This is a genomic window from uncultured Ruegeria sp. (assembly GCF_947500045.1).
Classification (GTDB): domain Bacteria; phylum Pseudomonadota; class Alphaproteobacteria; order Rhodobacterales; family Rhodobacteraceae; genus Ruegeria.
The window spans coordinates 310,459-337,011 of record NZ_CANMQQ010000004.1 but is presented as its reverse complement, the minus strand read 5'-3'; the positions used below and the strand labels follow the sequence as shown (position 1 = coordinate 337,011).

Genomic DNA, 26,553 nt, shown 5'->3' with positions numbered 1-26,553 from the left:
CCGGCATTGCGAGGAAAAAGATGAGTTTGACGTCAGATCAGATGGAATTGCGCGAAGACGATATTCGCAAGCATTACCCCGCAGCGACTGCGTTGCTGAACGGGTTTGAACACGCGCCACGGATTGCCAAGGCGGTTGAGGCCACCGTTGAACGCTCTCCGGGTGTTTCGACGGGGCGGCGGTTTCGGTCCACCACCCCGGGGCTGGTGACACGGCGTACCGTGCGCGCCGATGGGGTGCATCTGGTGGAACGGATCGAGGCCTCGGATGATGGCGATGCGCTGGTCTCACCGCCGCAGGCGACGACGCAGCAGGCCATTCGCCGCGCTATCGCCATCGCCTTGGCCGTTGCCGAGACCTATGCCGAACAAACGCCATTGGCCGATCTCAAGCGCGCAAACCTAGCTGGGGATCTGCCCGCCGCCCGCAAGACTGAATTCTCGGAACTGTTGACGGCCGAGGCACTAATCACGTCGCACTCATTTGGCAATGCGCTGGCCTATTTGATGTCCTCGCATCTGGGTGAAACCACCGTCGATATCGGTGAGATCGAAGAGGTTCTGACCGACAACGGCCAACTCGCCCTGCACGGCGCGCTGTGGGAGTTGGACCAGACGCTGGCCAAACATGCCCCCGACGACGCCCATCTGATCGCGGCCACCAGCGCCTATGCCGAGCAGTTGATGGACAAGGCTGCCCTGCGCGCCCAATCCGCGGGCCATCTGGCCCCGTTCCAGAACGCCGCTTGGCATATCGAGGCCGATGATCTGACGATCCGGGGGTTCGAGCCTGCCTCCAAAGCGAAATCCACCACCCTGACCATGACGTTCAAGAAACCGAACGAAGTGGTGGGCAACCATATCGCCAAATATCAGGCGATGAAACTGGCCAAGATGGTGATGGCCTATGATTTCGACCGTCGTCTGAACCCGTTTGCTGAACTCGGCGGGTTCATCTTTACCTTCATGGGGGACGGCAAACCGGGCACCGGCAAGACCACCCTGATCCAGATGATGGCCGGGCTGATCAACGATTATTGCCAGAACGCGGGATATCCGTTCCGCTATCAGAACCTGAGCACCGACAATATCGACAGCTATCAGGGCAAATCCGGCCAGAACGCCAAGGCCTTTATCAACACGATCATCGACCCCTCGGTCATCGGCTTTGGCACGATTGACGATATCGACCAGCTGGCAGGTAAACGCGGCGACCGGCAGTCGTCAGCCGGGCAACTGGAAATCACCGCAGTGCTGATGGAAAGCTTTGCGGGCGCCAACACTGTCGTGCGGGGCAACTGCACCTTTGGCATGTTCTCGAACTACCCCGAGAATGTGGACGACGCCCTGCGCCAGCGGGCAGGCGCGCGGTTCCTTGTGGACGGGCCGCAAACGCGCGAGGACTACATCGACATCCTGCACCTGCTGATGGGCCGCAACCACGACATCCCTCTGGGTGAGCACGAAGCCTATGCCGCGCAGGAAATCAAAAAGGCCGTCGCCGCCAGTTTCGAAAGCCATTCCCGCCCACATGAGGACGCCTTGTTGCAGGTCTATGACCGGGTGTCCGGTGATATCGGCCAGATGGACACCATTGCCAAGATGGGGGCGTATCTGAAGGCGATCCAACAGGCGGATGAGCGCTTTACCGGCCGGGCGATCAAGAACATCACGGACGCGGTCAAGGTCCGCGCGATGGATTTCGAACTGCCCGATGAGTGGATGGAGAACCCCGACCTGTTCCTGTTCTGCGATTACGACACCAAGAAGGCCATGATCGAGGACCTGCGCCAGCCCATTACGGTTGAGATGGTGATTCAGGAGATCAACCGCTACGCCGACAGCGAGTTCCGCTATGCCGACAAGAGCGACGAGGTCGCCATCGAGAACGCCGTGCGTGAGATGGGCCGGATGGAAGAGGCCAAGCGGCGGTATCTGGAGGGGAAATGAACTTTTACTATTGGAGTATCCCTTTTCCGTTCGTCCTATTCGCCTGTGCGGTCGCGATACTCATCCTACTGATATGTGCTGGGGTAAACGTTTCTTCGATTCATAGAAGGTGGAAAGTAGCAAAGTGGCGGTGGAAACGGCTCGACTCATTAGTGAGGACGGGTGCGATTATCACTCTAGTTTTTTTGCTGACCGTAGCTTTTCTCTCAGGTTTACCTACAAACAAAGATACTGAGGAAGGCGTTCCAAAACTCGAAGCTTTCATCAAGTCTAAACCGAATGAGATCGGTGACGCTCTGGCTGGTGTTTCCAGTACGCTAGCGTTTTTTTGGCTAATCTTGACTGTGATGCTGCAGGGAAAACAACTTTCTGCGCAAAAGCGCGAGCTCACTCTCACTCGTCTTGAGTTCAAGAAGATGTCAGAGGCTCAAGAAAAGCAGGTCGAAATCATGGATGTCCAAAAGAACATCTTTGAAAAGGAGCAAAAGCAACGGGAAGAAGTCGAGGCCAAAGAAATTCTTGAGAGCCTAAAGCAGCGACTATTCAAACAATCAGAGTCTCTTCAAGAGGTTTATCTTAGGTGGCATTTGAAAGAACAAGAAGAACGTTGTTACTTACGGATTGAATGCTGGGAGGATGGCATAGAAGAACGGATAGGCGAATTCTGTGCAAGCTTAGCTGCGGCGGAACAGGTTCTAATTCCCACAGAAACCACCAGAGAGCGTGAGTTTTTCGAGAGGCCGAATCTTCCGCAAGAGGCTTCGTTTATTGAAAACACTCTTAGAAAAATAAAGAGTGTTTTACCTAGTCTTTCTGTAGCCGAACGGAACCGGGCACAAGACTTAGGGTTAGACCGAGCGGTCGATGTCTGGTCCGCTTTGGCCCGACAAAGGGATATCTGGAGCGATAGCGAAGCATGATCCGCCTCATCAAAAAAGGCCTGATGTTCGGCAACCTCGTCCATATCTCCAGCCCGGCTCTGGTCGAGCGGTATAACCGTGCGTTGCAGCATCTGGCGGGCAAGACCACGGTGCTGACGGATTTCCATGTCGATATCTCGGGCTATTCGCCTGAGGTGGGGATCGAGCTGGAGGATGAGCTCTACCTCAACCCCAACGGGGTCAACCGCCAGTTCATCCTGCTGACGACCGAACAGAAACGCGCGCCGTTGCTGAACGTCAAATTCTCAACCTCGCGCGATATCCTGCGCGAATTCATCGAGATGAACGAGGCGCAGCTGTTCGCGTTGACCGCCACCGATGCGGTGGCCGGAGAGCTGGTGAACTCGGTCATAAAACTCACCACTCCGCGCGATCTGTTCAACATCCAGAAGATCGAGATCGAGGCCGATACAGCAGGCGGCACTCTGCGCAAGGCCGAGCGGCTGGCGGGCATGGTCGAACGGTTCAAAACCGAAGAGGACGCCTGGTTCGACGACATTCTGATCGCCAAGATGATTGAAACGGCCAAGGAAACTGGCGACGTCACCCGCAACCCCGTCCATCTGCGCCACACGGCGTTCGAGCAGCGAAATTTCTGGACGGCACATTTCGGTGGGCTCTACCTGTTTCCTGATCTGGACCACCCGGCGGCGATTTGCATGGGTGACAAGCCTGACGATCTGCCGATCAAATACGCCTTTGAACCGTCGCAGCGGAACCAGATTGCCAAATTCCTTGAATACAACGATCTGGTCGAACCCATTGTTAAAGCGCGCGGCGTGGATGCTGCAGCGATCCTGCAACAGAAGATGGATTTTCTAACCGTTGCCGCCGCCGCAGATGCCGATGTTGATCTGACCGGACTGGATCGCAGCGACATGCGTCGCCTTGCCCGGAACCACTCGGATCGCCTGCCCGAGGCCTATCATGGGCTGGCGCAGCTATTGCGCTGGGCGACGGATGGAGGGCGCTGGCCGCGCATCACCTCGGATCATGCGGCGTACTTCTATACGCTGCGCGCAGCAAACACGCCAAACCGCGATTTGGTGAACATGCTGCTGGCTGAACTGGCCCCGCTGGACCCGCGTCAGATGTTCATCTGCCATAAGGAATTGTTCTACAGCACCTACTCCAACTGGCCCGAGAGCAAAAAAGCCTATGTTGCCGACTTCCTTGCGCGCGAGTATCAGGTGGACAAGGCCGGTGCGCGCGCCGCGCTGTTCGGGCACGAACCGGATATGAGTGGTGAGGATCATCTAAGCGATGACATCATTGCCTGTGTCGGGCCATGGGGCGCACTGAGGAAGGATTGAGATGTTCGGAGCTATGCGCCTTTTTCTGATCCTGTTGATCGTCCAGACGATTGCCTACTTCGCGCTTTCCTTCTATTCGCGCGGAGTTCGTCGGCGCAAGCTTGAGACGTGGTGGGACGAAAAGGGCAAAAAAGGCAACAAGGAAGCCTTTATCGAGCGCGGGTTGCATGTATATGACAACTCATTCCGGCGCAAATTGATCCTGGGTGTCTATATCGTACCGTGGGTGGCGATTAGCGCTTTGATCTATATCGTAAACTACATGTGAGGGTTACGGCATGGCCTATGTGAAATGGGCATTCTTTATCGTTTTCTGGGGCACGATCGCCGTGATCCTGCAATATTCGTTGCCGCAGCATGACGTGGTGCGCATTGTAAACACTTATGAAGAGCGTCAGGACCTGAACGATTGGACGCGGATTTTTTGGTCCGAACCCGAGGATCAATCCACCAGTCTGTCAAACCGCGATGTGCAGTTCATTCAGGCCGTGCGGGCCAATGGTAAACCCATTGTCTACCGCAACGAAGACACCGGCTGGGGCTGGCCGCCCTACTTCAAGTTCGACACAGCAAACCTCTATACCGAGGCGAATGACGCCAAGTCGACCAAAGAGAACCCGGATTGGGTGGTTGTAACTCATTACGGCTGGCGCAATGAGTTCATGTCGATCTTTCCTAATGCGATTTTTATCCGGCACGTCGAAGGCCCGGATGTACGTATCATACCTTGGTTCAATATCATCTTCCTGACAGTGTTTGCAGCGCTGGTTTGGGCGATCTGGGTCCGTTGGCGCCGCTTCCGGCAAAAGAAAATCGATCCCGTTTTGGAAAACATGGAAGATGGTATCTACGCCGCTGGCGATGCGATCGATGAAAAACGCAAAGGTTTCCGCCGCTGGCTGAACAGTTGGAAATCAAAATAGAGCTACACATCAAAGATGATGCAAGCGGCCAGTGTCGATTGGTCGTTCATCTCACGACGAACTCTGCATGAAGTGCCCCGGCGGCCTTGATGGTTTTTAAGATGTCGATCATGTCACGAGGCGATACGCCCAATGCATTCAGGCCAGAGACCACTTCGGACAGGGTGGTTGCTTCGGGGATTTCGGCCAGCCCGGTTCCTTCTTCCTCTTCGATTCCGGCGAAGGTGCGCGGAACGACGACAGTTTCACCCCGTGCAAACGGATTGGGCTGAACGGCAATCGGGGCTTCTTCGACCGTGAGGGTCAGGTTGCCCTGTGACACCGCCACGCGGGAAATCCTGACGTCCCGGCCCATGACAATTGTCCCGGATCTCTGATCCACAACAACGCGGGCCTTGCTTTCCGGCTCGACAAGAATGTTTTCAATCCGACCTATTGCATGCGCAGTTGACGCCAATCGCGTTGCTTCGACACTTAGTTCGACCGTTCCTGAATCGCGCATCAGCGCAACGGCCCTGTTAAATTCCGTGTTGATGGCCGTCTCGATGCGACTTGCGGTTGTAAAATCCGGCTCCCGCAGAGCCAGTCTAAGTTGCGTTAGATCAGAAAGCTCAAAATCAATCTCACGCTCTACGCGCGCACCCGAGGGGATGACACCCGATGTCGGTACGCCACTTACGACCGAGGCTGCATCGCCTTCGACTGCCGCTCCTCCGGCAAGTACCGTACCTTGCGCCACTGCGTAGATCTGACCATCTGCGGCGTTTAGGGGTGTCATGATCAGCGTCCCTCCAAGAAGACCCTTGGAGTCGCCGATGGCAGAAACGGTTACATCAATCTGGCCACCTACACGTGCAAATGGCGGCAGCGTGGCAGTGACCAGAACAGCGGCGACATTCTTGGGCCGGAAATCTTCGCCGTTCACGTTCACGCCCAGCCGTTCGAGAATGCTGGACATGATTTCTTCGGTAAAGGGTGAGTTTCGCAGGCCATCGCCGGTACCGTTAAGGCCAACTACAAGGCCGTAGCCGACCAGATCATTGCCACGCACACCGTCAAAATCCACCAGATCTTTCAGACGGATGGCGCCAGCATGGGCGATGCAAGGAAGGAACATCAGCAGGAACGCGAGTATTTTCATCTGAGGAAATTCACCAGTGACAGGTTTGCATTACGAACGGTCACGGAATAGAGGCTTTCCAGCTGGAACTGCACAGTTTGCAGCCGCGCCGCGGTTTCATATGGGTCCGCTGCGATCAACTCATTCCGGGCATACTCAGCGCTGGTTTTTGCAGCTGCATTTCTCGTGGCAGCCTGCTCTACGCGCGCCTCAGCAGCGCCAACCTGGGCGCGCAAGTTGACTGTCGCATCTTGCGTATTTGCGAGGCCCACGCCGAGCTCTGTGAACAGCGCTGTTCGCAGGCCCGGGGCCCATCCAAGCGCATCATCCGTGGCCAACGCAGCAACCGCTACATCACGTAGTGCAGCCTTTAGCGCGGGATCAGTTGCGGTGATCGGAAGGGCGATCCGCTCGTCCTCAGAAATCTGCATTGGGGCCAGAGTGTCTGCGCCACCTTGATAAATAACCGTGTCAAAACCTGCCGGATCGCTAAACCAGTCTTCTGCGGCCTGCCGGATATCCGTTGCAGTGGTCAGGCCAGTCAGTTCAGCACGCAGAGCGGCCAACACTGTGTCGGCGGACGACACCGGAGAAACATCGGTTGAGGTTCCGGAATACAGGCTACGCCCCCCTGCGCGTGTATTGAGCGCCGAGACCATTGTATCAAGCTCATTTCGCGCCTGAACCGATGCCTGTTCATGCGTCACAATCTGATTTGCTGTTCCAAATGACAGCAGCGATGCGGACATTTCGGCCACCGAGTCGCTGAACGTTGTCAGGCTGAGTTGCGTCGCATCGGTGAATAGCCGTGCTTCGGCTGTGGCGATGGACAACGCGTCCAATCGTTCCAGACTGCGATCCAGATCCAACAGGTAGGCGTAATCGCCCCCCAGACGGCCCGAAACATCCTGCGTCTTGCCGGTGGACATCTCATAAGAAAGCGTTTCGATTTGTGATTTGATCTCGGTGCTGCGAGAGCGCAGGGTCAGGCCGCGCGCCAGATCGCCGATTGAATTCAGTGTCATGGTCATAACCTCAGCAAGGTGTCCATCAGCTCATCGACGACAGAGACGATACGTGCGTTTGCGGCATAAGCTTGTTCGATCTGCATCAGGCGCTGCAGTTCAGCATCGCTGTCGACGCCTTGTTCGGCGACGATTTTTTGCATCTCCAACTGAGCGGCTGCCGCAAAGCTGCTGCGTTGGTCGGCCGCATGCGCGTTAGCGCCCGCTTTGGACAAGAGCGCTTCGGCGATCTCAGCCGCGCGCATCGATCCGGTCCCGAATCCAGCGCCGGGAACCGGGCGGGCATCAGTGAGAACGGCGCCAAACGCTTGTAATTGACTAGCCTCCCCCGGAGCACCGGGTGTCAGCGCGCCCAGACCGGCGCGCAGTTTCCAGCTGTCACCCCCTGAATCCGAGTCAACGACTGCATTCAACGAGATGCGTGATGCAAGCCCGGTTTCAGCGGTCGGATCAAAGCGGTTTCCGTCGTCCGTGAACAAACCTGGGTCTGTAGCTATCGAGGTGGGGTCAAGCCCGGCGGTTTCAAACCGCTCGATCAAGTCGCGGGCCACGGCGTCCAGATCGGCCTGCGCTTCAACCGACAATTCGTCGCGAACCGAGAACTGCGCCATCAATGCGCCACCTTTGATCTGGGCAAAATCCCCGCTGATGCGGACGGGTTGGCCATTGACCTCAAGCCCGGACAGCAATCCATTGCCCACTGTCATATGCGGCATCGTATCGCCGGTGGTTGTAAACGAGAACTCGGCGGCGGTTCCTTCCAGCAGGATCAACCCGCCATCAGAATAGAGCGAGATCTGATCGTTAGCGCGCGCGATGGTGTTGACGGGTACCAGTTCATTGATCTGATCGATCAGTAACTGCCGCTGGTCAAGCAAAGCGCCAATGTCCCCACCCGAGTTGCGGATTGCGGGAATCCGGGCATTCAGTTTTTCGACATCTTTCAGCGTCTGGTTCAGTGTATCAACGTGCTTTCCAATCGTGCGATCCGCGTCGGAGCGCATGTGCCGCAGACCCTCGGACGCCATGTTGAGTACGCGGTTCAGATCACCAGCTGCACGGGCCGCCTGATCCAGCCGTTGGGCAGAATCGGGAAGGCTGGCTGCGGTAATCAGGCTGCTTTCAAACTTGGCAAGTCTGGCAGCGATCGAGGCGGCGTCGTCGGCAGTACCCACCAGATTTTCAAGACCTGAATGAAATTGCGACACGGTTTTGGCAGCAGCCAAGTCCGCATCGGTTGCGCGGCGATTTGCGATCAAAACCGGATTCTGGTGACGCGTGACGCCCACAACCCGGACGCCATTGCCTGATATGGGGCTGGTGGCCAGTTCCAGCGATCTTCGGGCATATCCCGGGGTCAGCGCATTTGCGATGTTTCCTGAGACTACGGCAGCGCCTCGGCTGGCGGCACTTAGCCCACCCAGTGCGTTGTTCAACGCTGTCGACATATTCATCAGGTGCTTCCTTTCCGCTGGTCAGTCACCAGATCAGCGTTTGATATTGGTGGTTTCCTGCAACATCTCATCCACGGTCTGAATGACCTTGGCGCTTGAGGAATAGGCCCGTTGGGTCTGGATCATCGAGGTCAGTTCGGTGGCTACATCGGTTGTCGATTCCTCGCGCGCGAAAGACACGAGGTCGCCTGTCGGCCCTTCGCCTGCGTTCCACAAAAAGAAGGTGCCGCTGTCACGAGAGGGGGCATAGGTCTGACTGTCCAATGCTGTCAGGCCGTTTGGATTGGGGACATCGGCCAGCGGAATCTGGAACATTCTGCGACTGACCCCGGTATCATAAAACGCATAAACATAGCCATTCTCATCAACCTGTACGCTTGTCATTGTGCCAACCGCCGAGCCGTCGCGCGTGATTGAAACCGGAGCAAAGGTATCCGACAGTTGTGTGATACCGTCCGCGTCCCCGATCTGACCGATATTGATCTCCATTGGTCCACCGGCCACATTGACAACCACGCTGCCAGTTGCCGGATCATAAGCACCACCAGATACAGCGGTGATGCTGGCCAAGGTGCCACCAGCTGTGCGGCTATCGGTAAAGGTCAACGTATACTCACCGATGACTGCACCGCCCGATGCAGAATCGCGCAAGGTCATGGTCCATTCATTACTGCTGCCTGTTGCGGGAACGGTCGGGACCAATTCGATATCGACGCTTTCTGATTTGCCCAGATTGTCGAAATATTCGACCGATAGCGGCTGGGCGTCGCCCGGTGCGCCTGCATCGGTTGCGGTTGCGGGCAGGTTCATCCGCAGATTCATTGATGTCGTCGGCGCGCCGGACAGCTGATTGACACTCAGCTGAATGGGTTCCAGTGCAGCGGGCGTATCCCTCGGGACGCTGGGGATCGAGCCATCCGGATTGGCACGCCATCCCAGAAGGACAAGGCCGGATTGTGTGACCAAATACCCCTCTTCATTTGTGCGAAACGAGCCTGTCGTGGTCAGCAACATCTCATTCGAGCCGGATGCGATCTGCGAGCTAGGACGAACCGGCAGCATGCCCCGGCCTCGCACGGCCAGATCGGTCGAATTGCTGGTCGTTACCAGCGATCCGCGCTGATCAATCAAGCGCTGGCTGGTGGTTCTGACACCGCCTGCAGAGTAGCTACCACCCTGACCCGATGTAACCATGGAATGAAAATCGGTCTCGACCCGCTTATAACCAAATGTCGAAGAGTTGGCGATGTTGTCAGAGATTGTGGCCAGCCTGTTGGCATTGGCCTTCAACGCCGCGACACCGGCATTCAGCGAAGAGGAAATGGTCATCGGTACGCCCTTTTGTTGCGTCATTCGTTGATGCAACACGTACCGCACTGGCCCTTAACAGCGGGCTAACAGCTAAAATGCGTTCTATCCTTTGGCACTTATGGATTGCGCAGGAAGATGATTTCAATCCGATCATTGCGTATTGCCATCGGGTTCTTGGTGGATAGCTCTCGGTCTGCGTGCCCGGTAACACGGTCCAGCCGCTGTGGTTGGACACCTTTGTTCTGCAGCAATTTGCGCGTGCTTTGCGCCCGTGCGGTTGAGAGATCCCAGACCGGGTTATTCGCCAACACCACCGGCGCAGACCGCACATGCCCCTCGACAGCGATGGAATTTGTCACCAGGTCTGACGATCGCGCCACCAGTTGCACCAGCGCACGCATCATCGGCGTTGGCTTGCCTGTGCCTGATTCGAATAACGGTTGATCTTCTGTCGCAAACAGCTCGACCACCAGCCCTTCGTCTGTAACGCGGGTCACGATATGTTTGAGCATCTTGTCAGACACCAGGCTTTCCCCGGTACGCCCCAGCAATTGGGCCTCGAGCGACGAGAAATCTTCAAACGCGCCTTTGCCGCCGCCTTTCGCGTCCACGCCACTTGATCCGCGCGCCTGTTTTGCCTCGGTGGGGTTTTTGTTGCTGGCCCCCGACCCGTCCATCACCATGGTCTGTTCCGAGAACATGTTGTTGCCGCCAAAGGCGCCATCGCCGCCGCCTGAGACCGGATTGACCGGAATCGTCGGCGAGAAATAGTCCGCCAGACCTTTGCGCTGTGTCTCGGTCGTTGCGTTCAACAGCCACATCAACATGAAGAAAGCCATCATGGCGGTGACAAAGTCCGCATACGCGACCTTCCACGCACCGCCGTGGTGACCATCGCCACCTGATACCCGTTTCTTCTTGATGATGATTGGCGCCGCATTGGATTGCGCACCCATCTCCACCACCTTCTATTCACCCGTCTACCGGGGTAGCAGGGCAGGTCTTAAGGTGGGCTTAACACTTAAAACTGTTCTGAATTCTAGGGCTGCCGCACCGGGTTCGCGCCAGCGCGCCGTAAAATCAACGATAACCGGTTAAAGCTGTTTTCAACGCCTCCCGGATCAGTTTTGGCAAAGAAATCGTCCAATTCTTCGTGAACCCGGACCGCGCGATCCAGCAAGGGATCCGCCCCTTCGGCATAAAGCCCGGCTTTGATCATGACCTCGGACTGCTCGTAACTGCCGACCAGTTTGCGCGTCTCTGTAATCATTTGATTCTCATCCGCACTCGCGGCACCGGGCAGGCTGCGGGATACAGATTTGCTGATGTCAATTGCCGGAAAGCGCCCGCGTTCGGCAATGTCGCGGCTTAGAACGATGTGCCCATCCAGGACACCGCGCAGGATGTCGGCGATGAGTTCATCCATATCCGATCCGGCCACCAAAACGCTGAACACGGCTGTGATGTCACCTTGTTCGTCTGTGCCGGGGCCTGCGCGCTCGCACAGGTTGGCGATAAGAGACGTCACCGAAGGGGGGAAACCGCGCAGCGAGGCCGATTCGCCCATCGCAACAGCGATTTCACGATGCGCTTCAGCAAAGCGTGTGACTGAGTCAGCCAGAAACAGGACGTTCATCCCTTGATCCCGCAGGTATTCAGCCACCGACATGGCAGACCATGCACAGCGTCTGCGGGCGAGCGCCGACTGATCTGAAGTGGCTGCAACCACAACCGATCGCTTCATACCTTCTGCACCCAGCGCGGTCTCGACAAACTCATTCACTTCGCGCCCGCGTTCACCCAAAAGCGCCACCACCACGGCATCGGTTTGCATCGAGCGCGCGAGAGAGGCCAACAGCGTTGATTTGCCAACACCCGATCCGGCGAACAGCCCGATCCGCTGGCCTTGCACTATCGGCAGCATTGTATTGAGAATGGCCAGCCCGGTTTCCATGCGCGAACCCAGCGGTTTGCGCGAAACGGCGGCGGGTGGGGTGGACATAAGATCGCGCTCTTGCACACCCGGCAACAGAGGTTTGCCATCCAAAGGTTTTCCGAACGGATCAATGACTCGCCCCAGCCAGTGCAGGCCGGGGGCGAAGGCGGGCATCTGATTCAGAATCACCTGATCGCCCATGCAAACGCCATCTGGTGCCGCACCGGGTAACATATGAATCTGATCCGCTTCGACATGCAGGACCTCGCCTTGCAGGGTCGCGCCGCTTTGTCGACGCAACGACAGGTGATCTCCGATTCGGGCCTGGGCGGTCAGACCTTCGATTTCGATCACTCCACGCGCGACGCCGGTCACACGACCGACGTGACGCACCGCCGACATCCTGTCGAAATCGCATTTCAGATGTATCGGATCGAGATCGGACATTGCAGGTCCTCCAAATTGGTTTGCTGAAAACGGTTTCTAAAGGAATCGGGGTTAAGCCTTGATTGAAATTGATCGAGGGAGAAGCCCCGATGTTCTATGACCTGAACGTCTTTAAGACAGCGTACGCAATGGCAACCCATGCCGGGCAACGGCAGGCCGTCATCTCACGCAACATGGCCAATGCGGATACGCCGGGCTACAAACCCCGCGATATCGAGGCATTTCAGCAAGCATTCGAAAACTCCGGCAGAGAGGTCGCGATGGCCGCGACTCGGGCGGGGCACCTACATGGCGGCACCCCTGATCAGCCCTGGGCTGAATACACAGCCACCGCGTCGGGTGATCCGAATGGCAACGGCGTTTCGCTGGAACAAGAGATGCTGAAAGCAGTCGAGGTCAAGCGGCAGCATGACCGTGCCTTGGCAATTTACAGATCATCCATAGGCATACTGCGCACCAGTCTGGGCCGGGCGTAAAGGGGTTCAGCATGAGCGATTTTTCCCATTCCCTAAGTGCATCGGCCAGTGCCCTGCGTGCGCAAGCAGCGCGGTTGCGTCATGTATCTGAGAATATCTCGAACGCTGATACGCCGGGATATCGGCGCAAGTCCGTGCCGTTTGAATCAGTCCAGGTTGACGGCAAAGAAACGGTCCAACCGGGACGCGTCAAACTCGACCGTCGCGATCTGAGCCGGATTTATGATCCAGGTCATCCGATGGCGGATGCGACCGGACATTATCGTGGATCAAACGTCGATCTGATGATCGAAATCGCCGACGCCCGCGAGGCGCAGCGCAGCTACGAAGCCAACCTCAAGATGTTCGACCAGACTCGGCAGATGTCGTCGAGTCTGATGGATTTACTCCGTAAATAAAGGAAAGCCAGAATGGATATCCGCTCAATCACTGCCGCCCAGAACTATACGGGTGCGCGCCCCGCTACGCAGGTCGATCCGGATCACCCGGGGATGGCACAAGGGATACGATCCTCGTTTCAGGATTTTGCGACGACGCTGAAACACAGCGAACAGGTGGCACAATCCTCGATGGTCGGACAAGCCGACCCACATGCGCTGGTGCAGGCGCTGGCGCAGACCGAGCTGGCCGTCGAAACCGCCGTGATCGTCCGGAACAAGGTCGTCGAAGCCTATCAGGAAATCCTACGGATGCCGGTCTGAGCCATGCTGAGCGAAGGTCTGTTCTATGACATCGTCCGTCAGGCACTTTGGGTCGCGGTCATCACATCAGTGCCGATTCTGGCAGTGGCACTGGTTTCGGGCCTTACTGTTGGTCTGTTTCAAGCCCTGACCTCGGTGCAAGAGATGACGCTGACCTTTGTGCCCAAGCTGATCGCAATCGTTGTCGTGTTCTGGATGTCGATGGGCTTCATGACCCAGACGCTTGTCACGTTTTTCACCGGGACGCTGATCCCGCTTATTGCAGGAGGTCACTGATGGATACCGCCTATGTCACCTTATCCCGCCAATCTGGTCTGATGAACGAGATGCGGATGGTTGCCAACAACATCGCCAATGCAAACACAACCGGTTATCGCCAACAAGGAGTCGTCTTTTCGGAATTTGTACGGGACATGCCCGGAAATCCTTCGCTATCGCTCAGCCGGGCACAGGTGCGAAACACTTCTTTGCAGCAGGGCATGCTGACAGAAACAGGTGGTTCGTTCGATTTTGCCATCGAAGGTGACGGATTTTTCATGATCGAAACACCTGCGGGGAACCGCCTGACAAGGGCAGGAAGTTTCTCTCCCAACGCCGAAGGTGATCTGGTCACGATGGACGGCCATCGGGTTATGGACAGCAACGGTGCCCCGGTTTTCGTCCCGCCCGATGCCGACACGATTGATGTAGGCAGCGATGGCACGATGAGCGTCAACGGCCAGATCCTGGGTCAAATCGGTGTCTACGGCGTTGCTGACCCGCAGAATTTGGTGCGTGAGGGTAGCACCCATTTCCGCCCCGGCGGACAGGTTGATCCGATGGACGAGCCTGTTGTCCTGCACCGGTTCCTTGAAGGGTCGAACGTCAATGCAGTCGGCCAGGTGACCCGGATGATCGAGGTTCAACGGGCATACGAACTTGGGCAGAGCTTTCTTGAGGCCGAAGATGAACGCGTTCGCGGGGCGCTGAAAGCATTGATGCGCTGATCACCTGAAGGAGAAAACCAAATGCGTGCTTTGAAAATCGCGGCCACAGGCATGACCGCGCAACAGATGCGGGTCGAGACGATCTCGAACAACCTCGCGAACATGAACACCACCGGTTACAATACTCGCCGGGCCGAATTCGCGGATCTGCACTATCAGCAGATGGCGCGTGCCGGTGCGGTCAATGCCTCGGATGGAACGGTTCTTCCGACCGGTATCCAGTTGGGATTGGGCGTGCGACCGGCTGCGGTCACCGTTCAGTTGGAACAGGGCGGGCTCTCGGCGACGGGCAGTGATCTGGATGTCGCCATCGAAGGGCGCGGCTATCTTGAGGTAACGATGCCCAATGGGCAGTCGGCCTATACCCGTGACGGCAGTCTGAAACGATCGGCAGAAGGGCTTATCGTGACCTCCGATGGTTTTGCCGTTGCACCTGAGATTACAATACCGGACGATGCCAGATCGATCTCGATCAATGCTGCGGGCGAAGTCTATGCCTATTTCGACGATACGGCTGAGGGGCAGCTGCTGGGTGAATTCACACTCGCCAGCTTTTCGAATGCCAAAGGTTTGGAAGCCGTAGGCAGCAACCTGTTCAAGGAGACCGAAGCGTCAGGAGCCCCTGTTGTTGGGACGCCGGGCGAGGACGGATTGGGAACGCTGCGGCAGGGTTACCTCGAGGATAGCTCGGTCGATGCTGTGCGCGAGGTTACCGAGCTGATCGAAGCGCAGCGCGGTTATGAGATGAACGCCAAGGTTATTAGCGCCGTCGACCAGATGATGGGCGCTACCACGCAGGTGCGCTGATGCGGTTTTTGATCTTGATCCTGTGTCTGGTCCCATTCACGTCCTTGGCCGAGATAATTGTTGCGACCCGGACGATCCGCGCCAAAGAAGTCATCGCGGCATCGGACCTGGAAATCAAAGCGAGTGAGGTTGCCGGGGCAGTACAAAACCCCGAAGCGTTGATCGGCCAAGAGGCACGCGTCGCGCTTTACCCAGGGCGACCAATCCGTCCTGCCGACATTGGCCCGCCAGCCATCGTGGATCGAAACGATCTGGTGACACTGGTGTTCGACCGCGCCGTGCTTTCGATCACCGCTGAGGGGCGCGCATTGGGTCGAGGTGCTGTCGGAGACCGCATCCGCGTCATGAACCTGGCGTCCCGCACTACAATATCGGGCGTTATTCGTCCGGATGGTCAAATTGAGGTCAACTGATGCCGAGACTTACAAAACCCCTGATATTTGTCGTTCTGAGTGTTTCAGCCTGCGGTCGTCTGGACCATCTCGGCAAGCCGCCCAGCCTGACGCCAAACACGGACTCACCCGAACATGTGGCGATGTTGTGGCCGGGGCTTCCTCTGCACAGTCAGCCGCAGCGAACGGTCGACCAATCCTCGTTGTGGAGTGGCGGACAGCGCTCGTTACTGGGCGATCAGCGGGCCATGAAAAAGGGCGACATTCTTACTGTTGTGATCGAGCTGGATGAAAAGGCTGAAATATCCAACGATACCAACCGCTCGCGTGCAGGGTCTGAAAGCCTTGCAGTACCAGATCTATTCGGTTTGCCACAACGCGCCTCAGACCGCTTGCCAGAGGGGGCCTCGTTTGACGATGCCGTATCGATAGACTCGGCCTCGGTCAGCAAGGGTAAGGGGTCGGTCAAGCGCAAAGAAAAACTGACCTTGCGTGTGGCGGCAACCGTGATCGACGTGCTTCCCAACGGTGTTCTTTCGATCTCGGGCTCGCAGGAGCTGCGGGTGAATTTTGAGCTCAGGGAACTGTTGGTATCGGGCTATGTCCGTCCAGAAGATATCTCGCGCCAGAATGAAATCACCTATGACAAGATCGCTACCGCGCGCGTGTCTTATGGTGGTCGGGGTCAGATCACGGATGTGCAGCAACCGCGCTATGGCCAGCAAATTCTAGACACTCTGCTGCCGTTCTGAGGACTGGAATTATGGGAAAGCTGATACCAGTCGTATTTCTGGTTGTTGGGTTGGCAATTGGCGTTGGCGCCAGACTGATTCTGGTGCCAGCAAAGAAAGAGGCCGATCAAGGTGAGGTCCAGAAGACGTCTGAAAAGGATAAGAAAGAAAAGGCTGACCCCGGGAAAGACGATGCGCCAGCAACGCATGAGTATCTGAAACTCACGAAACAGTTCGTAGTTCCGGTGGTTTCCGAGGATGAGATTTCAGCGTTGGTTGTCCTGTCCCTCAGTCTTGAAGTACGTCCCGGGATTACCGAGGCGGTTTATGAGATTGAACCAAAGTTAAGGGACCGTTTTTTGCAGGTTTTGTTCGATCATGCCAATATCGGCGGGTTCGACGGGGCTTTCACGCAATCAGACAACCTTGCCGCACTGCGCGAGGCATTGTTGGAGGTGGCGAAAAAGGATCTGGGGCAGGATGTATCGCAGGTTCTGATTATGAGCGTTAGCCGTCAGGATACCTGACCAGGTCCACTTTGAACTAAATTCACCGCTTTTGTTCACGCCGCTTAGGGTTTTGATTGGACCACGCGTCGCCTGTCTGCGTGCAGGCGACGTGCCAGTTCGGAAACGGCCTGTTTGCGCCCAAACGCCCCTCGCAAGCTCTCCATCGCGGCAAGCTTTTGCGATCGCAACCTCGCAAGCTCGATGTTCAACTTTCGTCGTGTGGCCTCTTCCCAGCTGTGCCATACCAAGTCAGCGCCGGTAATCTGGTAGCCATCGGTCCCTGCACTGGCTGATTTCATATCCATCGATTGAGCCTCAAGTCGGGACAGCTGCCGGAGTATCTGGGCCTCACGTTGCAATAAGGGCCGGAGTTTTTGGTGTTCTCGTTGAAAAACCGCTTCGGCCACGGTCGATAAAGTGGTCAGGCGATCATACTTCATCCGACCTGCCCCTTGGCCTTTTTGCGCATGGCTTCGGCAAACCGAATTGCTGCAGCAACAGGGCGATAGTGCTCTTCGGCAATCTCTTGGCCGATTTCGACGGTGGCGTGCAGCGCCCGCGCTGTCGGAGGGTCCGAATGAATCGGGACACCGGCGTCTCCGGCTGTCGCGCGGATCGTTGCGGCGACTTCGTCGACGCCTTTGGCGACGCAGACCGGTGCGCTACCGGACGCGCGTGTCCATTTCAAAGCAACCGCGTAATGCGTCGGGTTGACGATTACAACGTCCGCCTTGGGCACATCTGCCATCATCTGGCTGGTCGCAATTTCCTGTGCACGCTGGCGCCTTTGCTGTTTGACATGTGGGTCGCCTTCGGAATCCTTGGTCTCATCCTGGATTTCCTTGCGCGACATTCTATTTTTACGCATGTGTTCAGCATGTTGCCACAGATAATCAACAACGCCGATTGCCAATGCAATCGTGATGACGATGAAAAGAAAGCGCATGAGCAAGTTCATCATCAACAGGATCGAAGATCGTGCCGGCGCTGCGCTGGCCGTTAGAATCTCTGGCAGGTTTGCACGCAAGAACAAGGCGAGGCAGGTCCCGTAGATCAGCAGTTTCACAAAGCTCTTGGCGAACTCGAACAGACCACCCCGGCCAAACTTGTTCTTCGCGTTAGAGATGATCGACAGGCGCGAGGCACGTGGTTTCAGCTTGTCCGGGGCAAAGATCAATGCGCGCTGGGCAATCAGGCTAAGCAATATCGCTGCGGCCGGGACAACGAACAATGCCGCGATCGGAGCCAATGTCGATTTAAGAATGCCTGCCACTGTGGGTGTCGCCGGTCCGACAGTCAGCATAAGTGCAAACTGGTCTGATTGGTCAATCAGCACAACAAACAGGCTTCCCAAATGCTCTGTCACGTATTTTCCTGCGATGAACAGCGCGATCAGCAGCCCCGCATAGGCGGCGACCACCGACAGATCATTGGATTTTGCCACCTCGCCCTTTTTGCGCGCTTTTTCCAGCTTCTGCGGTGTCGCTTCAAACGACTTGTCGCTGTCGTCGTCTGATGCACTCATCGCTGACCACCAAGTGGATTTTGCAGAAAGGCAAAAAGAGCATCAGACCAGGTTGACAAGATCAGAGGTGTCCCGGCGAACAGCAGGAACAGGCCTGCAAAAGTAATTGCTGGCGCACCGACAAAAGCAACCATGAGCTGGGGCATCGCGCGGTTGATTACACCCAGCGCAAGGTTGTAGATCAGCGAGGCGATGACAAATGGCATCGCCAGCGCAAAAGCCAGCCCAAAGCTACGCGCAACCCGGGTGACACCCCACTGCGATAGGTCGGGTGCTGCTGGCAACGTACCCATCGGAAATAGAGTGTAGCTGTGAATCATGAACTGCGCGGCACGAATATGAAGACCAAGCAGCACCGCCAGCGCTAAACCGGCCAATGTCAGCAAATATCCCATTGCGGGAACAGGCTCAGCGGCGGCTCCGCCCAGGATTTGCGATAATGATGTCGCCTGCGCAGCGATAGAGCCTGCAGTTTGCAGAGCAAGGACAAACAGGCGTAATCCGATACCAAGCATAAGGCCGATCAGAATTTCAATACAGATCGACCCCGCCATGTTGGGAAGACCCGGCGAAACCTCTGCCGTAGGAATGGCGGGTACGACAATCAGTGTGAACGCTAGGGCTACTGCTAATTTGACCCGGGTCGGGATGCTGCGCTCGCCAAAGGCGGGCAACAGCGAAACCAGCGCGGACACCCGAAGGAAAACCGCGAAAAGATGCCACAGGTTATGCCCCAGATATGGCAACAGCTCTGCTGGGACCGAGATCACGCGGGTACCGTTCCGACCAATGCGGGCCGTGCCTCAAGCCCGATTTCCTCGAAGGACAGAACCGGGTTGGCGATGCCACGTGCGTGCATGATCGTGCTCAGCAACCGGCGACGACGAGTCGAGGTGACAACAGCCGGGAACAATCCGTGATCTGCTGACTTTGCCACGCTATCGACCACCCCATCAGCAAGCTTGTTGAACAGGTTGGGCGGCAACGCCACGTCCATGCCAGCGTTCGGAGCATCAATCTGGTAAGTGGCAAACGTGTCCTCCCACTCCGGTGCAAGCTGGATCAACGGGATCGAGCCGTCTTCGCGTTTCATGTCGGCGACTAGCTGAAAACCCAACCTCTGGCGGACCAGTTCGCAGATCCCCTCAGGTTGGGTGGTGGTCAGGCGCGCTTCGGCCACGCTTTCAAGGATCAGGGCCATGTTCCGGATCGAGACCCTTTCGTCGAGCAACAGCCGCAAAACCGCGTGCAGCGTGTCAATCGGCACTTTATCAGGGATCAGTTCGTCCAGTAATTTGCGGTTGGCTTCGGCCCGGGTCGGATCGCTGAGCCGCGTCATCTCGGACAACAGGCGGCGCAGGGATTTCAGCGTCAACAGGCGCGAGAAATTCTGTTTGATGATCTCAAGCAAATGGGTTGCAAGAATTTCAGGCGGGGTGACGATCGTGGCCCCGTTTAGCGCGGCGGCCTCTTGATCCTTCGGCAGTATCCAGCGTGCGGGGGCGCCATAGACGGGTTCGGTCACATCGGTGCCGTCGGGCAGAAAATCATGCCCCTCCTGCACCAGTGCCAGCACGAGTTCCGAGTTCAGGACACCACGCGCCTGTTCAACCCCATGCACCTTGATGACATAAGTTCCGGTTGGCAGATCGGCGCGGTCCGTCAGGCGGATCTCGGGCAAAATCAGGCCAAAGCTTGAGGCGACATAGGTCCGCATATTGGCGATCCGCGCATCAAGGCCGGTGCCTGGGTTCAACACCATGCTGACCAGATCGGGTGCAAATTCCAGATGCACGTCGTCCAGATCCAGAATATCGCCGATGGCCTGCGAGACGGGGGTATCAGCCTCGGCCTCAGGTGTCTGTGCTGCAGTCTCGTCTGCGCTGCGTTTCCTGAGACCAGAATAAGCGGCGTAACCCAGTACTCCAGCGCCCAGAATGAAGGGCAAGAACGGCAGACCGGGAACCAAGGCGAACAGCGCCATCAAAACCGCGACAGTTCCGAGAGCAGCGGGATGGCGCCCCAGCTGTGAGAAGATTGCACTGTCAGTCGCGCCTTGGGTCCCGCCACGCGCCAACAACAAGGCAGAGGCGATAGAAATGATCACAGCAGGTATCTGCGACACCAACCCGTCACCGACAGTCAGAATTGCATAGGTTTCGAAGGCAGAGGAGACCGGCATCCCATGCACGATGACACCCATGACCAATCCCATGACGAGGTTGAGCAGCGTGATCAGCAGCCCAGCAACCGCATCGCCTTTGACGAATTTCGACGCCCCGTCGAGCGAGCCGAAAAAGGTGGTTTCCTGCTGCTCGCGCTCGCGCCGTTCTTTGGCCTGTTGATGGTCTATGGCCCCGGCAGACATGTCACTGTCGATGGCAAGCTGTTTGCCGGGCATCCCGTCCAGCGCGAACCGGGCGCCCACCTCGGCCATACGGGCGGCACCCTTGGTGATGACCATGAAGTTCACGATCAACAGCACGCCGAACACGACAAGGCCCAGAAATATGCTGCCGCCCATGACGAATTGCGCAAAGCCCTCGATCACGTCGCCAGCCGCGTTGGTACCGGTATGCCCCTGACCGATAATCAACTTGGTTGAGGACACGTTCAGCGACAAACGCAACATCAGAGAGGCCAACAGGATGGTCGGGAAGGACGAGAAATCCAATGGCCGCTCGATAAACAGGGTCAGGGTGAAGATCAGGATCGCCAGCGCGAACGATGCCGCCAGCCCCACGTCCAGCACCCAGGCGGGCATCGGCAGGATCATCATCACGATGACCGCCATCAGCGCCATCGCCAGCAGCACGGTCGGCGAAAACAACGAGCGGGGATCGATACGGGGCACTGTCTGCTCCTAATTGAAAGCGATGAACGCGGTGGGGGTGTCAGTACCGGGAACCAGAGATCCCAGCGCATTCTGGCCAGCAGGGTTTGCGTTCAGTGGGATGAGCGGGTTTGCGGCGGTGGTAAATGGATCGCGTCCAATGCGTGCGTTTGAACCGCTCAGCTGTGCCAGCACCGTCTGAAAACGGTCGGAATACGAGGTCGCGTGGCGTTGCGTGCGTGAATGGTAAGCGCCGGCGGCGGCGGGCCATGATCCGAGTTCCGCATAAAGCTGCGCCAGAAACCGCGCCGCGTAGGACGCGTTTTCGTCTGGATCGAACATCGCATCGATGGAACGGAAAGCCTTGCCATGCCAGCGATAATTGATCTGAAAGCAGCCGACATCAAAGCTGCGCACACCGGTTTTGAAGATTTCAAACACATATGATTTGGCCTCAATCTCAGAGGCAAACCAATATCCCTGTCCTTCACGATTGACGGTCCATGGCCAGGGTTCCAGCTTCCCGTCCAATGCACGGCCTGTTTCCACGCGGGTAATCGCCCGGAGCACGTCAAGCGGTACACCCTCTGCCTGTGCTGCCCGTCGCGCGGCGCGATCACACAGTGCTGCTATGGATGTCGCGTGCCCGGCCGTTGCCAGAAATACGTGCACCCAAAGCGCCGCGATGAGGAGTCTGTGAATTGGCATTCTGCCGGTCCGGGATTCTGATCAATCCGGGCCAAGCTAACCAACCACTTGTTTACAGAGGGTTAGCGCACCTCAGTTCCTGTCGATTTTCCGACCGAAAACAACGCTGGTATTGGTACGCAACACACCGGGAATGCGCGCCAGTTCATCGACTAAAATATCGAGGTCTTCGATCCGCGGCGCTTCGGCTGAAAGCAGCAGGTCAAATTCGCCGTTGATAGACAGGCAGAGTTTAACTTCGGGATATGCTTCAAGCCGCCTGATGATGCGCGTGGTTTCTTTCTGCTGAACCTCCAGCAGGACGATGATCTGTACCCGAGGCGTGTCTTCGGTTTCGCGCAGCACGACGGAATAGCCTGCGATGACGCCACGCTCTTCCATACGATTGATGCGTTCGTGCACTGTTGTCCGGGCGACGCCCAGCATTGTGGCGATACGCGTCGTCGAGTCGCGCGCATTGTGCTGCAGGGCGGCGATGATGCGTCGATCAAGCTGATCCATTTGAGCTCCGAGTTCGGGCAGTGCTTGTTCCGGTTTAGAGTAGTTCGGTGCCCTGGCTCAAGGCTCCCTCGGATAGCGGGGATGCAAATCGTCAATGACGATCGGATGAGCGTGCGGTTTCGACCCGGAAAGATGCGGGTGATCTTGGGGAAGGTCAGGGTGGTTGTGGATCACCGCCTTTTCGTCGGTGCGCGGCCAAGCCCTGAACACTAGAACAAGGCCCAGGATCGCAGCCGCGGTCATTCCTGCCATGGCAACCGAGACGCCAAAGCGGGTCATCAGCCAACCGGCCAACGGATAAAGTACCAGCCAGCAAGCATGAGAAAGCGTGAACTGGGCCGCAAAGATGGCGGGCCGATCTTCGGCATGGGCAGAGCGGGTCAGTAGGCGGCCCGAGGGTGTCAGCGTGCTGGAATACCCGAAACCAACCAACACCCATGTTGCGGTCAGCAAACCCAGTGTCATTGGTATGGTGATAGAAAGAACTGCTGCCGCTGCCATGGTGCCCGTTGCCAGCAACGCGCCGCTCAGCATGACCCGGCGGTCAGGGAATTTCGCTAGAAGCCGAGGCAGGGCAAAGGCTGCCAGCATCGAACCGCCGCCGAACCCGGCCAGGGCAATGGCCACGGCGCTCTCAGACAGATCAAGATCGCTGCGCACAATTACGACTGTATTGACGATCACCATTGAACTCAGCGCCGCCGCGCTCCAACTCAGTGCCAGCAGACCCCGCAAGCGAGGGGTCTTAAGATATATTTTGATACCGCGAGTGGTGCGGTCATAGATACCGCGCGGCTCGGATGGTTTAGGTGAGGGCAGGGTAGCTGATACCACAAGCAAAGCAGAGGCGACAAAGCCGATACCGGTGCCCAGAAACAGGCTGTTGAAGCTGACGAACAGCAGCAGGGCGGCGGCCAGCATCGGGCTCAGCAGGCTTTCCAGATCATATGCCAGCCGCGATAGGGAAAGGGCTTTGATATAGTCCTGTTCGTCGGTCAGAACGTCTGGGATGGTGGCTTGAAAGGCCGGTGTAAACCCGGCTGAGGCCGATTGCAGGACAAATATCAGCACGTAAACCTGCCAGATTTCGGTAACGAACGGCAGGCAGAGCGCCACGATCGCGCGCACGAGGTCCAACACCACCAGCATTCTGCGCCGGTCCAACCGCTCGGCGAAGGCGGCGGCAAGGGGGGCGACGGTGACATAGGCCACCATCTTGATAGTCAGTGCGGCACCCAGCACCAACCCAGCCGACTCCCTGGCCAGATCAAAGGCGAGTAGACCCAGCGCGACGGTTGCGAGCCCGGTGCCAGTCAGCGCCACGATCTGGGCCGCCAGCAAATGTCGATAGGTGCGGTTTGTCAGGACGCTGAGCATTGGTCAGAGGTACTTGGTTATGGTTTTGAAGTCTTCGATGGTATCCCCATCCGCCCCACCGGACAGGCAGTGCTCAACATGATCATGGATCAGCGTACGCTTGGCATTGGTGATTGCCTTCTCCACGGCATAAAGCTGCTGTGCGATATCTGAGTACGGGGCCTGATCTTCGAGCATAGAGATTACCTTGGCCAGATGCCCATGCGCGCGTTTCAGGCGCGCTGTGATCTGCGGGTGCGATTTGTGGGGGTGTGTCGGCATGCATTATCCTAATCCCCCCCATGGGGATATTGTCAATATGGTCGCCGGTCAAAAACCACATATGAGCCGATAGCGTTGAGTTTGCCTGCGAAACCTCCTATCTCGGGGACGAGACCGCACAAAGGAAGTCGGCGTGGCGAATTACCTGTATAAGAACGATCTGCCCGATGGGTTGGATATGGGCCCGGTTGTGGCCATTGATTGCGAAACCATGGGGCTGAATCCGCACCGGGATCGGTTGTGTGTCATCCAGATGTCGGGTGGGGATGGAAACTGTCACATCGTTCAGGTCGAAAAGGGCCAATCATCGGCACCGAATCTGTGTGCGATGCTGGAAGATCCCAACGTGCTGAAGCTGTTCCATTTTGGTCGTTTTGACATCGCAGCGATGTATCACGCCTTTGGGGCGCTTGCGGCGCCGGTCTATTGCACAAAGATCGCCAGCCGTCTGATCCGCACCTACACGGATCGTCACGGCCTGAAGAACCTGTGTCAGGAACTGCTCGGCGTCGACATTTCGAAACAGCAACAGATGAGCGATTGGGGGGCAGAAACGCTGACCGAGGCTCAGTTGGACTACGCTGCCTCGGATGTTTTGTATCTGCACCAATTGCGTGGCGCGCTGGACGGGCGGCTGGCCCGCGAAGGCCGGATCGAAATGGCGCAGGCCTGTTTTGATTTCCTGCCGACCCGTGCGAAGCTTGACCTCGCAGGCTGGCCCGAAACCGATATTTTTGCACACTCATGACCGATACCGAGCCCTTTCTGAACACTGCCCGCCAGGTCATCACTGATGAGGCCCGCGCGCTGGACGTCCTCGCCGAAAGCCTGGACGAGCATTTCGCCGAGGCCGTTCAACTGATCCTGCAAGCGACCGGGCGCATCATTATCAGCGGCATCGGAAAATCCGGCCATATCGGTCACAAAATCGCGGCCACGCTGGCCAGCACAGGCACACCTGCCTATTTCGTCCACCCGGCCGAGGCCAGCCATGGTGATCTTGGTATGGTCTCGAAGGGTGATGTCGTATTGGCGATTTCTAATTCAGGCGAAGCGCCCGAGTTGGCCAACCTTCTGGCCTTTACTCGCCGGTTCGGCATTCCGTTGATTGGTCTGTCCAGCAAACCGGAAAGCACCCTGATGAAACAGGCCGACGTACATCTGCTGATCCCGTCGATGGGAGAGGCCTGTGGCTTTGGTATGGTGCCCTCGATCTCGACGACGCTAACGCTGGCAATGGGCGATGCGTTGGCAATTGCTTTGATGAAGTATCGGGATTTCAAGCCGGAAGATTTTCGTGCATTCCACCCCGGTGGCAAGTTGGGTGCACGGCTCAGCACGGTGCGTGATCTGATGCATTCGGGAGCAGCACTGCCTCTGGTCTCATCAGACACACCGATGAGCGATGCCCTGATCGAGATCAGCCAGAAAGGGTTTGGCGTTGCCGGAGTGGCTGACGCACAGGGACAGCTGGTTGGAATCATCACAGACGGTGATTTGCGACGTCACATGGACGGGTTGTTGGATAATGCTGCTGCTCAGGTGATGACCAAGAATCCGACCACAATCGCGCCGAACGCATTAGCGGAAGAAGCCGTCGCAATTATGAACGATCGTAAGATCACATCGCTATTCGTAGTCGACCCTGAAGTTCCGGGGCAGGCTCAGGGGTTGATTCACATTCACGACTGCCTGCGCGTAGGTCTGGGCTAAAGAGATGGCTGAGGTCGATCGCCATTCCCGTTGGGTGCAGTTCCTGAAGGTGCTGTTACCGCTCGTGGCGATTTTGTTGCTTTCTTCTGTTTTTCTTCTGTCCCGCAGCATCGACACCAATGTCTCGGCCCCGTTCGGGGATCAGGATGTCGACGACCGGTTGACCGATCAGGTTGTCAGCCGCCCCGACTACAAAGGAGTGACCCGTAAGGGCGAAGAGATTAGGGTCGAAGCACGCCGCGCCAGCCAAAGTGGTGAGGAGGGAACCCCCACCGCCTCCGAGGTTCAGGGGCGCTTTGAGTTAAGCAGCGGTGGCGAGATCACGCTTGAATCTAATACCGGCATGATCCGGCCCGACAAGGGCACCGCGACTTTTGCCGGGGATGTGGTCATCACAACTGCGGATGGCATTCAGGTGACAACCGACTTGTTGAATACATCTCTGGATGAAATCCGTGGCGACAGCCCTGGCCAGATTGACGGAACCGGTCCGATTGGCGACTTTACCGCTGGACGAATGATCTTTGGGACTGAAAAAAAGGACGGGCCCGTCCATATTCTTTTTACAGGCGGCGTGAAGCTGATATACGAGCCGCAAAAAGCAGAAAGATAAC

31 protein-coding genes are annotated in these 26,553 nt (G+C 57.1%); 17 read left to right on the top strand and 14 right to left on the bottom strand.

The window, feature by feature from the left end; translation table 11 throughout:
* The first annotated feature begins 20 nt into the window (after window positions 1-20).
* From Q1B46_RS09835 to Q1B46_RS09815, 5 genes are read left to right on the top strand one after another with little or no spacing between them, the layout of a single operon-like run.
* Window positions 21-1,949 (top strand): ATP-binding protein, encoded by a 1,929-nt coding sequence (locus tag Q1B46_RS09835; protein WP_299947482.1) that lies wholly within the window; start codon window positions 21-23, stop codon window positions 1,947-1,949.
* A complete protein-coding gene (locus tag Q1B46_RS09830) occupies window positions 1,946-2,869 on the top strand; it encodes a hypothetical protein (RefSeq protein ID WP_299947478.1) in 924 nt (307 codons plus the stop codon). Before Q1B46_RS09835 ends, Q1B46_RS09830 begins: the two co-directional genes overlap by 4 nt.
* The gene (locus Q1B46_RS09825; protein ID WP_299947475.1) at window positions 2,866-4,203 is read left to right on the top strand and encodes a DUF6638 family protein; all 1,338 of its coding nucleotides are present in this window, start codon (window positions 2,866-2,868) and stop codon (window positions 4,201-4,203) included. The genes Q1B46_RS09830 and Q1B46_RS09825 overlap by 4 nt, the downstream gene beginning before the upstream one ends.
* A 1-nt stretch (window position 4,204) precedes the next feature.
* Window positions 4,205-4,471 carry a hypothetical protein gene (locus tag Q1B46_RS09820; RefSeq protein ID WP_299947473.1) on the top strand — a complete coding sequence of 89 codons (267 nt, stop codon included), beginning with the start codon at window positions 4,205-4,207 and terminating at the stop codon, window positions 4,469-4,471.
* A gap of 10 nt (window positions 4,472-4,481) precedes the next feature.
* Complete coding sequence (locus Q1B46_RS09815) at window positions 4,482-5,126, top strand: DUF1523 family protein (RefSeq protein WP_299947470.1); 645 nt, start codon at window positions 4,482-4,484, stop codon at window positions 5,124-5,126.
* Between the two features lie 46 nt (window positions 5,127-5,172).
* On the opposite strand, the gene Q1B46_RS09810 is transcribed toward Q1B46_RS09815, so the two are convergent.
* From Q1B46_RS09810 to Q1B46_RS09785, 6 genes are all read right to left on the bottom strand, one after another.
* Window positions 5,173-6,267 carry a flagellar basal body P-ring protein FlgI gene (locus tag Q1B46_RS09810; RefSeq protein ID WP_299947468.1) on the bottom strand — a complete coding sequence of 365 codons (1,095 nt, stop codon included), beginning with the start codon at window positions 6,265-6,267 and terminating at the stop codon, window positions 5,173-5,175.
* Window positions 6,264-7,271, bottom strand: coding sequence for a flagellin (locus Q1B46_RS09805; RefSeq protein ID WP_299947466.1), 1,008 nt, complete (start codon window positions 7,269-7,271; stop codon window positions 6,264-6,266). The genes Q1B46_RS09810 and Q1B46_RS09805 overlap by 4 nt, the downstream gene beginning before the upstream one ends.
* A 2-nt stretch (window positions 7,272-7,273) precedes the next feature.
* A complete protein-coding gene (gene flgK, locus Q1B46_RS09800; RefSeq protein WP_299947464.1) occupies window positions 7,274-8,725 on the bottom strand; it encodes a flagellar hook-associated protein FlgK in 1,452 nt (483 codons plus the stop codon).
* Window positions 8,726-8,758: 33 nt separating this feature from the next.
* A complete protein-coding gene (locus Q1B46_RS09795) occupies window positions 8,759-10,054 on the bottom strand; it encodes a flagellar hook protein FlgE (protein ID WP_299947461.1) in 1,296 nt (431 codons plus the stop codon).
* 98 nt (window positions 10,055-10,152) lie between these two features.
* Window positions 10,153-10,992, bottom strand: coding sequence for a flagellar motor protein MotB (locus Q1B46_RS09790; RefSeq protein ID WP_299947460.1), 840 nt, complete (start codon window positions 10,990-10,992; stop codon window positions 10,153-10,155).
* An 83-nt stretch (window positions 10,993-11,075) separates the two neighbouring features.
* A complete protein-coding gene (locus tag Q1B46_RS09785; protein ID WP_299947457.1) occupies window positions 11,076-12,419 on the bottom strand; it encodes a FliI/YscN family ATPase in 1,344 nt (447 codons plus the stop codon).
* 89 nt (window positions 12,420-12,508) lie between these two features.
* On the opposite strand from Q1B46_RS09785, the gene Q1B46_RS09780 reads away from it, so the two are divergent.
* The 9 genes from Q1B46_RS09780 to Q1B46_RS09740 are packed head-to-tail and all read left to right on the top strand — an operon-like array spanning window position 12,509 to window position 17,039.
* Window positions 12,509-12,895 carry a FlgB family protein gene (locus Q1B46_RS09780; RefSeq protein ID WP_299947454.1) on the top strand — a complete coding sequence of 129 codons (387 nt, stop codon included), beginning with the start codon at window positions 12,509-12,511 and terminating at the stop codon, window positions 12,893-12,895.
* A gap of 11 nt (window positions 12,896-12,906) precedes the next feature.
* A complete protein-coding gene (gene flgC / locus Q1B46_RS09775) occupies window positions 12,907-13,293 on the top strand; it encodes a flagellar basal body rod protein FlgC (protein ID WP_299947452.1) in 387 nt (128 codons plus the stop codon).
* Window positions 13,294-13,305: 12 nt separating this feature from the next.
* Window positions 13,306-13,596, top strand: coding sequence for a flagellar hook-basal body complex protein FliE (fliE, locus tag Q1B46_RS09770; RefSeq protein ID WP_299947450.1), 291 nt, complete (start codon window positions 13,306-13,308; stop codon window positions 13,594-13,596).
* 3 nt (window positions 13,597-13,599) lie between these two features.
* Window positions 13,600-13,872 (top strand): flagellar biosynthetic protein FliQ, encoded by a 273-nt coding sequence (locus Q1B46_RS09765; RefSeq protein ID WP_299662423.1) that lies wholly within the window; start codon window positions 13,600-13,602, stop codon window positions 13,870-13,872.
* Window positions 13,872-14,582 (top strand): flagellar hook-basal body complex protein, encoded by a 711-nt coding sequence (locus Q1B46_RS09760; RefSeq protein ID WP_299947447.1) that lies wholly within the window; start codon window positions 13,872-13,874, stop codon window positions 14,580-14,582. Before Q1B46_RS09765 ends, Q1B46_RS09760 begins: the two co-directional genes overlap by 1 nt.
* Window positions 14,583-14,603: 21 nt before the next feature.
* On the top strand, window positions 14,604-15,389 hold the full coding sequence (gene flgG / locus Q1B46_RS09755; protein ID WP_299662428.1) for a flagellar basal-body rod protein FlgG: 786 nt from the start codon (window positions 14,604-14,606) through the stop codon (window positions 15,387-15,389).
* Window positions 15,389-15,802 (top strand): flagellar basal body P-ring formation chaperone FlgA, encoded by a 414-nt coding sequence (flgA, locus tag Q1B46_RS09750; protein WP_299947444.1) that lies wholly within the window; start codon window positions 15,389-15,391, stop codon window positions 15,800-15,802. The genes flgG and flgA overlap by 1 nt, the downstream gene beginning before the upstream one ends.
* A complete protein-coding gene (gene flgH, locus Q1B46_RS09745; RefSeq protein WP_299947441.1) occupies window positions 15,802-16,533 on the top strand; it encodes a flagellar basal body L-ring protein FlgH in 732 nt (243 codons plus the stop codon). The genes flgA and flgH overlap by 1 nt, the downstream gene beginning before the upstream one ends.
* Before the next feature lie 11 nt (window positions 16,534-16,544).
* Window positions 16,545-17,039, top strand: coding sequence for a flagellar basal body-associated FliL family protein (locus Q1B46_RS09740; protein ID WP_299947439.1), 495 nt, complete (start codon window positions 16,545-16,547; stop codon window positions 17,037-17,039).
* Window positions 17,040-17,083: 44 nt separating this feature from the next.
* Here Q1B46_RS09740 and Q1B46_RS09735 read toward each other — a convergent pair whose 3' ends face one another.
* From Q1B46_RS09735 to Q1B46_RS09700, 8 genes are all read right to left on the bottom strand, one after another.
* Complete coding sequence (locus tag Q1B46_RS09735; protein WP_299947437.1) at window positions 17,084-17,461, bottom strand: hypothetical protein; 378 nt, start codon at window positions 17,459-17,461, stop codon at window positions 17,084-17,086.
* On the bottom strand, window positions 17,458-18,546 hold the full coding sequence (locus Q1B46_RS09730; protein ID WP_299947435.1) for a flagellar type III secretion system protein FlhB: 1,089 nt from the start codon (window positions 18,544-18,546) through the stop codon (window positions 17,458-17,460). Before Q1B46_RS09730 ends, Q1B46_RS09735 begins: the two co-directional genes overlap by 4 nt.
* On the bottom strand, window positions 18,543-19,316 hold the full coding sequence (locus Q1B46_RS09725) for a flagellar biosynthetic protein FliR (protein WP_299947433.1): 774 nt from the start codon (window positions 19,314-19,316) through the stop codon (window positions 18,543-18,545). Before Q1B46_RS09725 ends, Q1B46_RS09730 begins: the two co-directional genes overlap by 4 nt.
* A complete protein-coding gene (gene flhA / locus Q1B46_RS09720) occupies window positions 19,313-21,400 on the bottom strand; it encodes a flagellar biosynthesis protein FlhA (protein ID WP_299947431.1) in 2,088 nt (695 codons plus the stop codon). The genes Q1B46_RS09725 and flhA overlap by 4 nt, the downstream gene beginning before the upstream one ends.
* A 9-nt stretch (window positions 21,401-21,409) precedes the next feature.
* Window positions 21,410-22,087 (bottom strand): transglycosylase SLT domain-containing protein, encoded by a 678-nt coding sequence (locus Q1B46_RS09715; RefSeq protein ID WP_299947427.1) that lies wholly within the window; start codon window positions 22,085-22,087, stop codon window positions 21,410-21,412.
* Between the two features lie 72 nt (window positions 22,088-22,159).
* On the bottom strand, window positions 22,160-22,588 hold the full coding sequence (locus tag Q1B46_RS09710) for an Lrp/AsnC family transcriptional regulator (RefSeq protein WP_299662453.1): 429 nt from the start codon (window positions 22,586-22,588) through the stop codon (window positions 22,160-22,162).
* A 57-nt stretch (window positions 22,589-22,645) separates the two neighbouring features.
* Window positions 22,646-23,965, bottom strand: coding sequence for an MFS transporter (locus tag Q1B46_RS09705; RefSeq protein ID WP_299947424.1), 1,320 nt, complete (start codon window positions 23,963-23,965; stop codon window positions 22,646-22,648).
* A 3-nt stretch (window positions 23,966-23,968) separates the two neighbouring features.
* Window positions 23,969-24,226 (bottom strand): metal-sensing transcriptional repressor, encoded by a 258-nt coding sequence (locus Q1B46_RS09700; protein ID WP_299947421.1) that lies wholly within the window; start codon window positions 24,224-24,226, stop codon window positions 23,969-23,971.
* A 133-nt stretch (window positions 24,227-24,359) separates the two neighbouring features.
* Here Q1B46_RS09700 and Q1B46_RS09695 point away from each other — a divergent pair, with 133 nt between their 5' ends.
* Genes Q1B46_RS09695 through Q1B46_RS09685 form a run of 3 tightly spaced genes read left to right on the top strand, consistent with a single transcriptional unit; the run spans window position 24,360 to window position 26,552 of the window.
* A complete protein-coding gene (locus Q1B46_RS09695; protein ID WP_299947418.1) occupies window positions 24,360-24,974 on the top strand; it encodes a ribonuclease D in 615 nt (204 codons plus the stop codon).
* Complete coding sequence (locus tag Q1B46_RS09690) at window positions 24,971-25,939, top strand: KpsF/GutQ family sugar-phosphate isomerase (protein WP_299947415.1); 969 nt, start codon at window positions 24,971-24,973, stop codon at window positions 25,937-25,939. Before Q1B46_RS09695 ends, Q1B46_RS09690 begins: the two co-directional genes overlap by 4 nt.
* Window positions 25,940-25,943: 4 nt before the next feature.
* Window positions 25,944-26,552: a hypothetical protein gene (locus Q1B46_RS09685; RefSeq protein WP_299947413.1), complete on the top strand. Its 609-nt coding sequence runs from the start codon at window positions 25,944-25,946 to the stop codon at window positions 26,550-26,552.
* Window position 26,553: the final 1 nt, after the last annotated feature.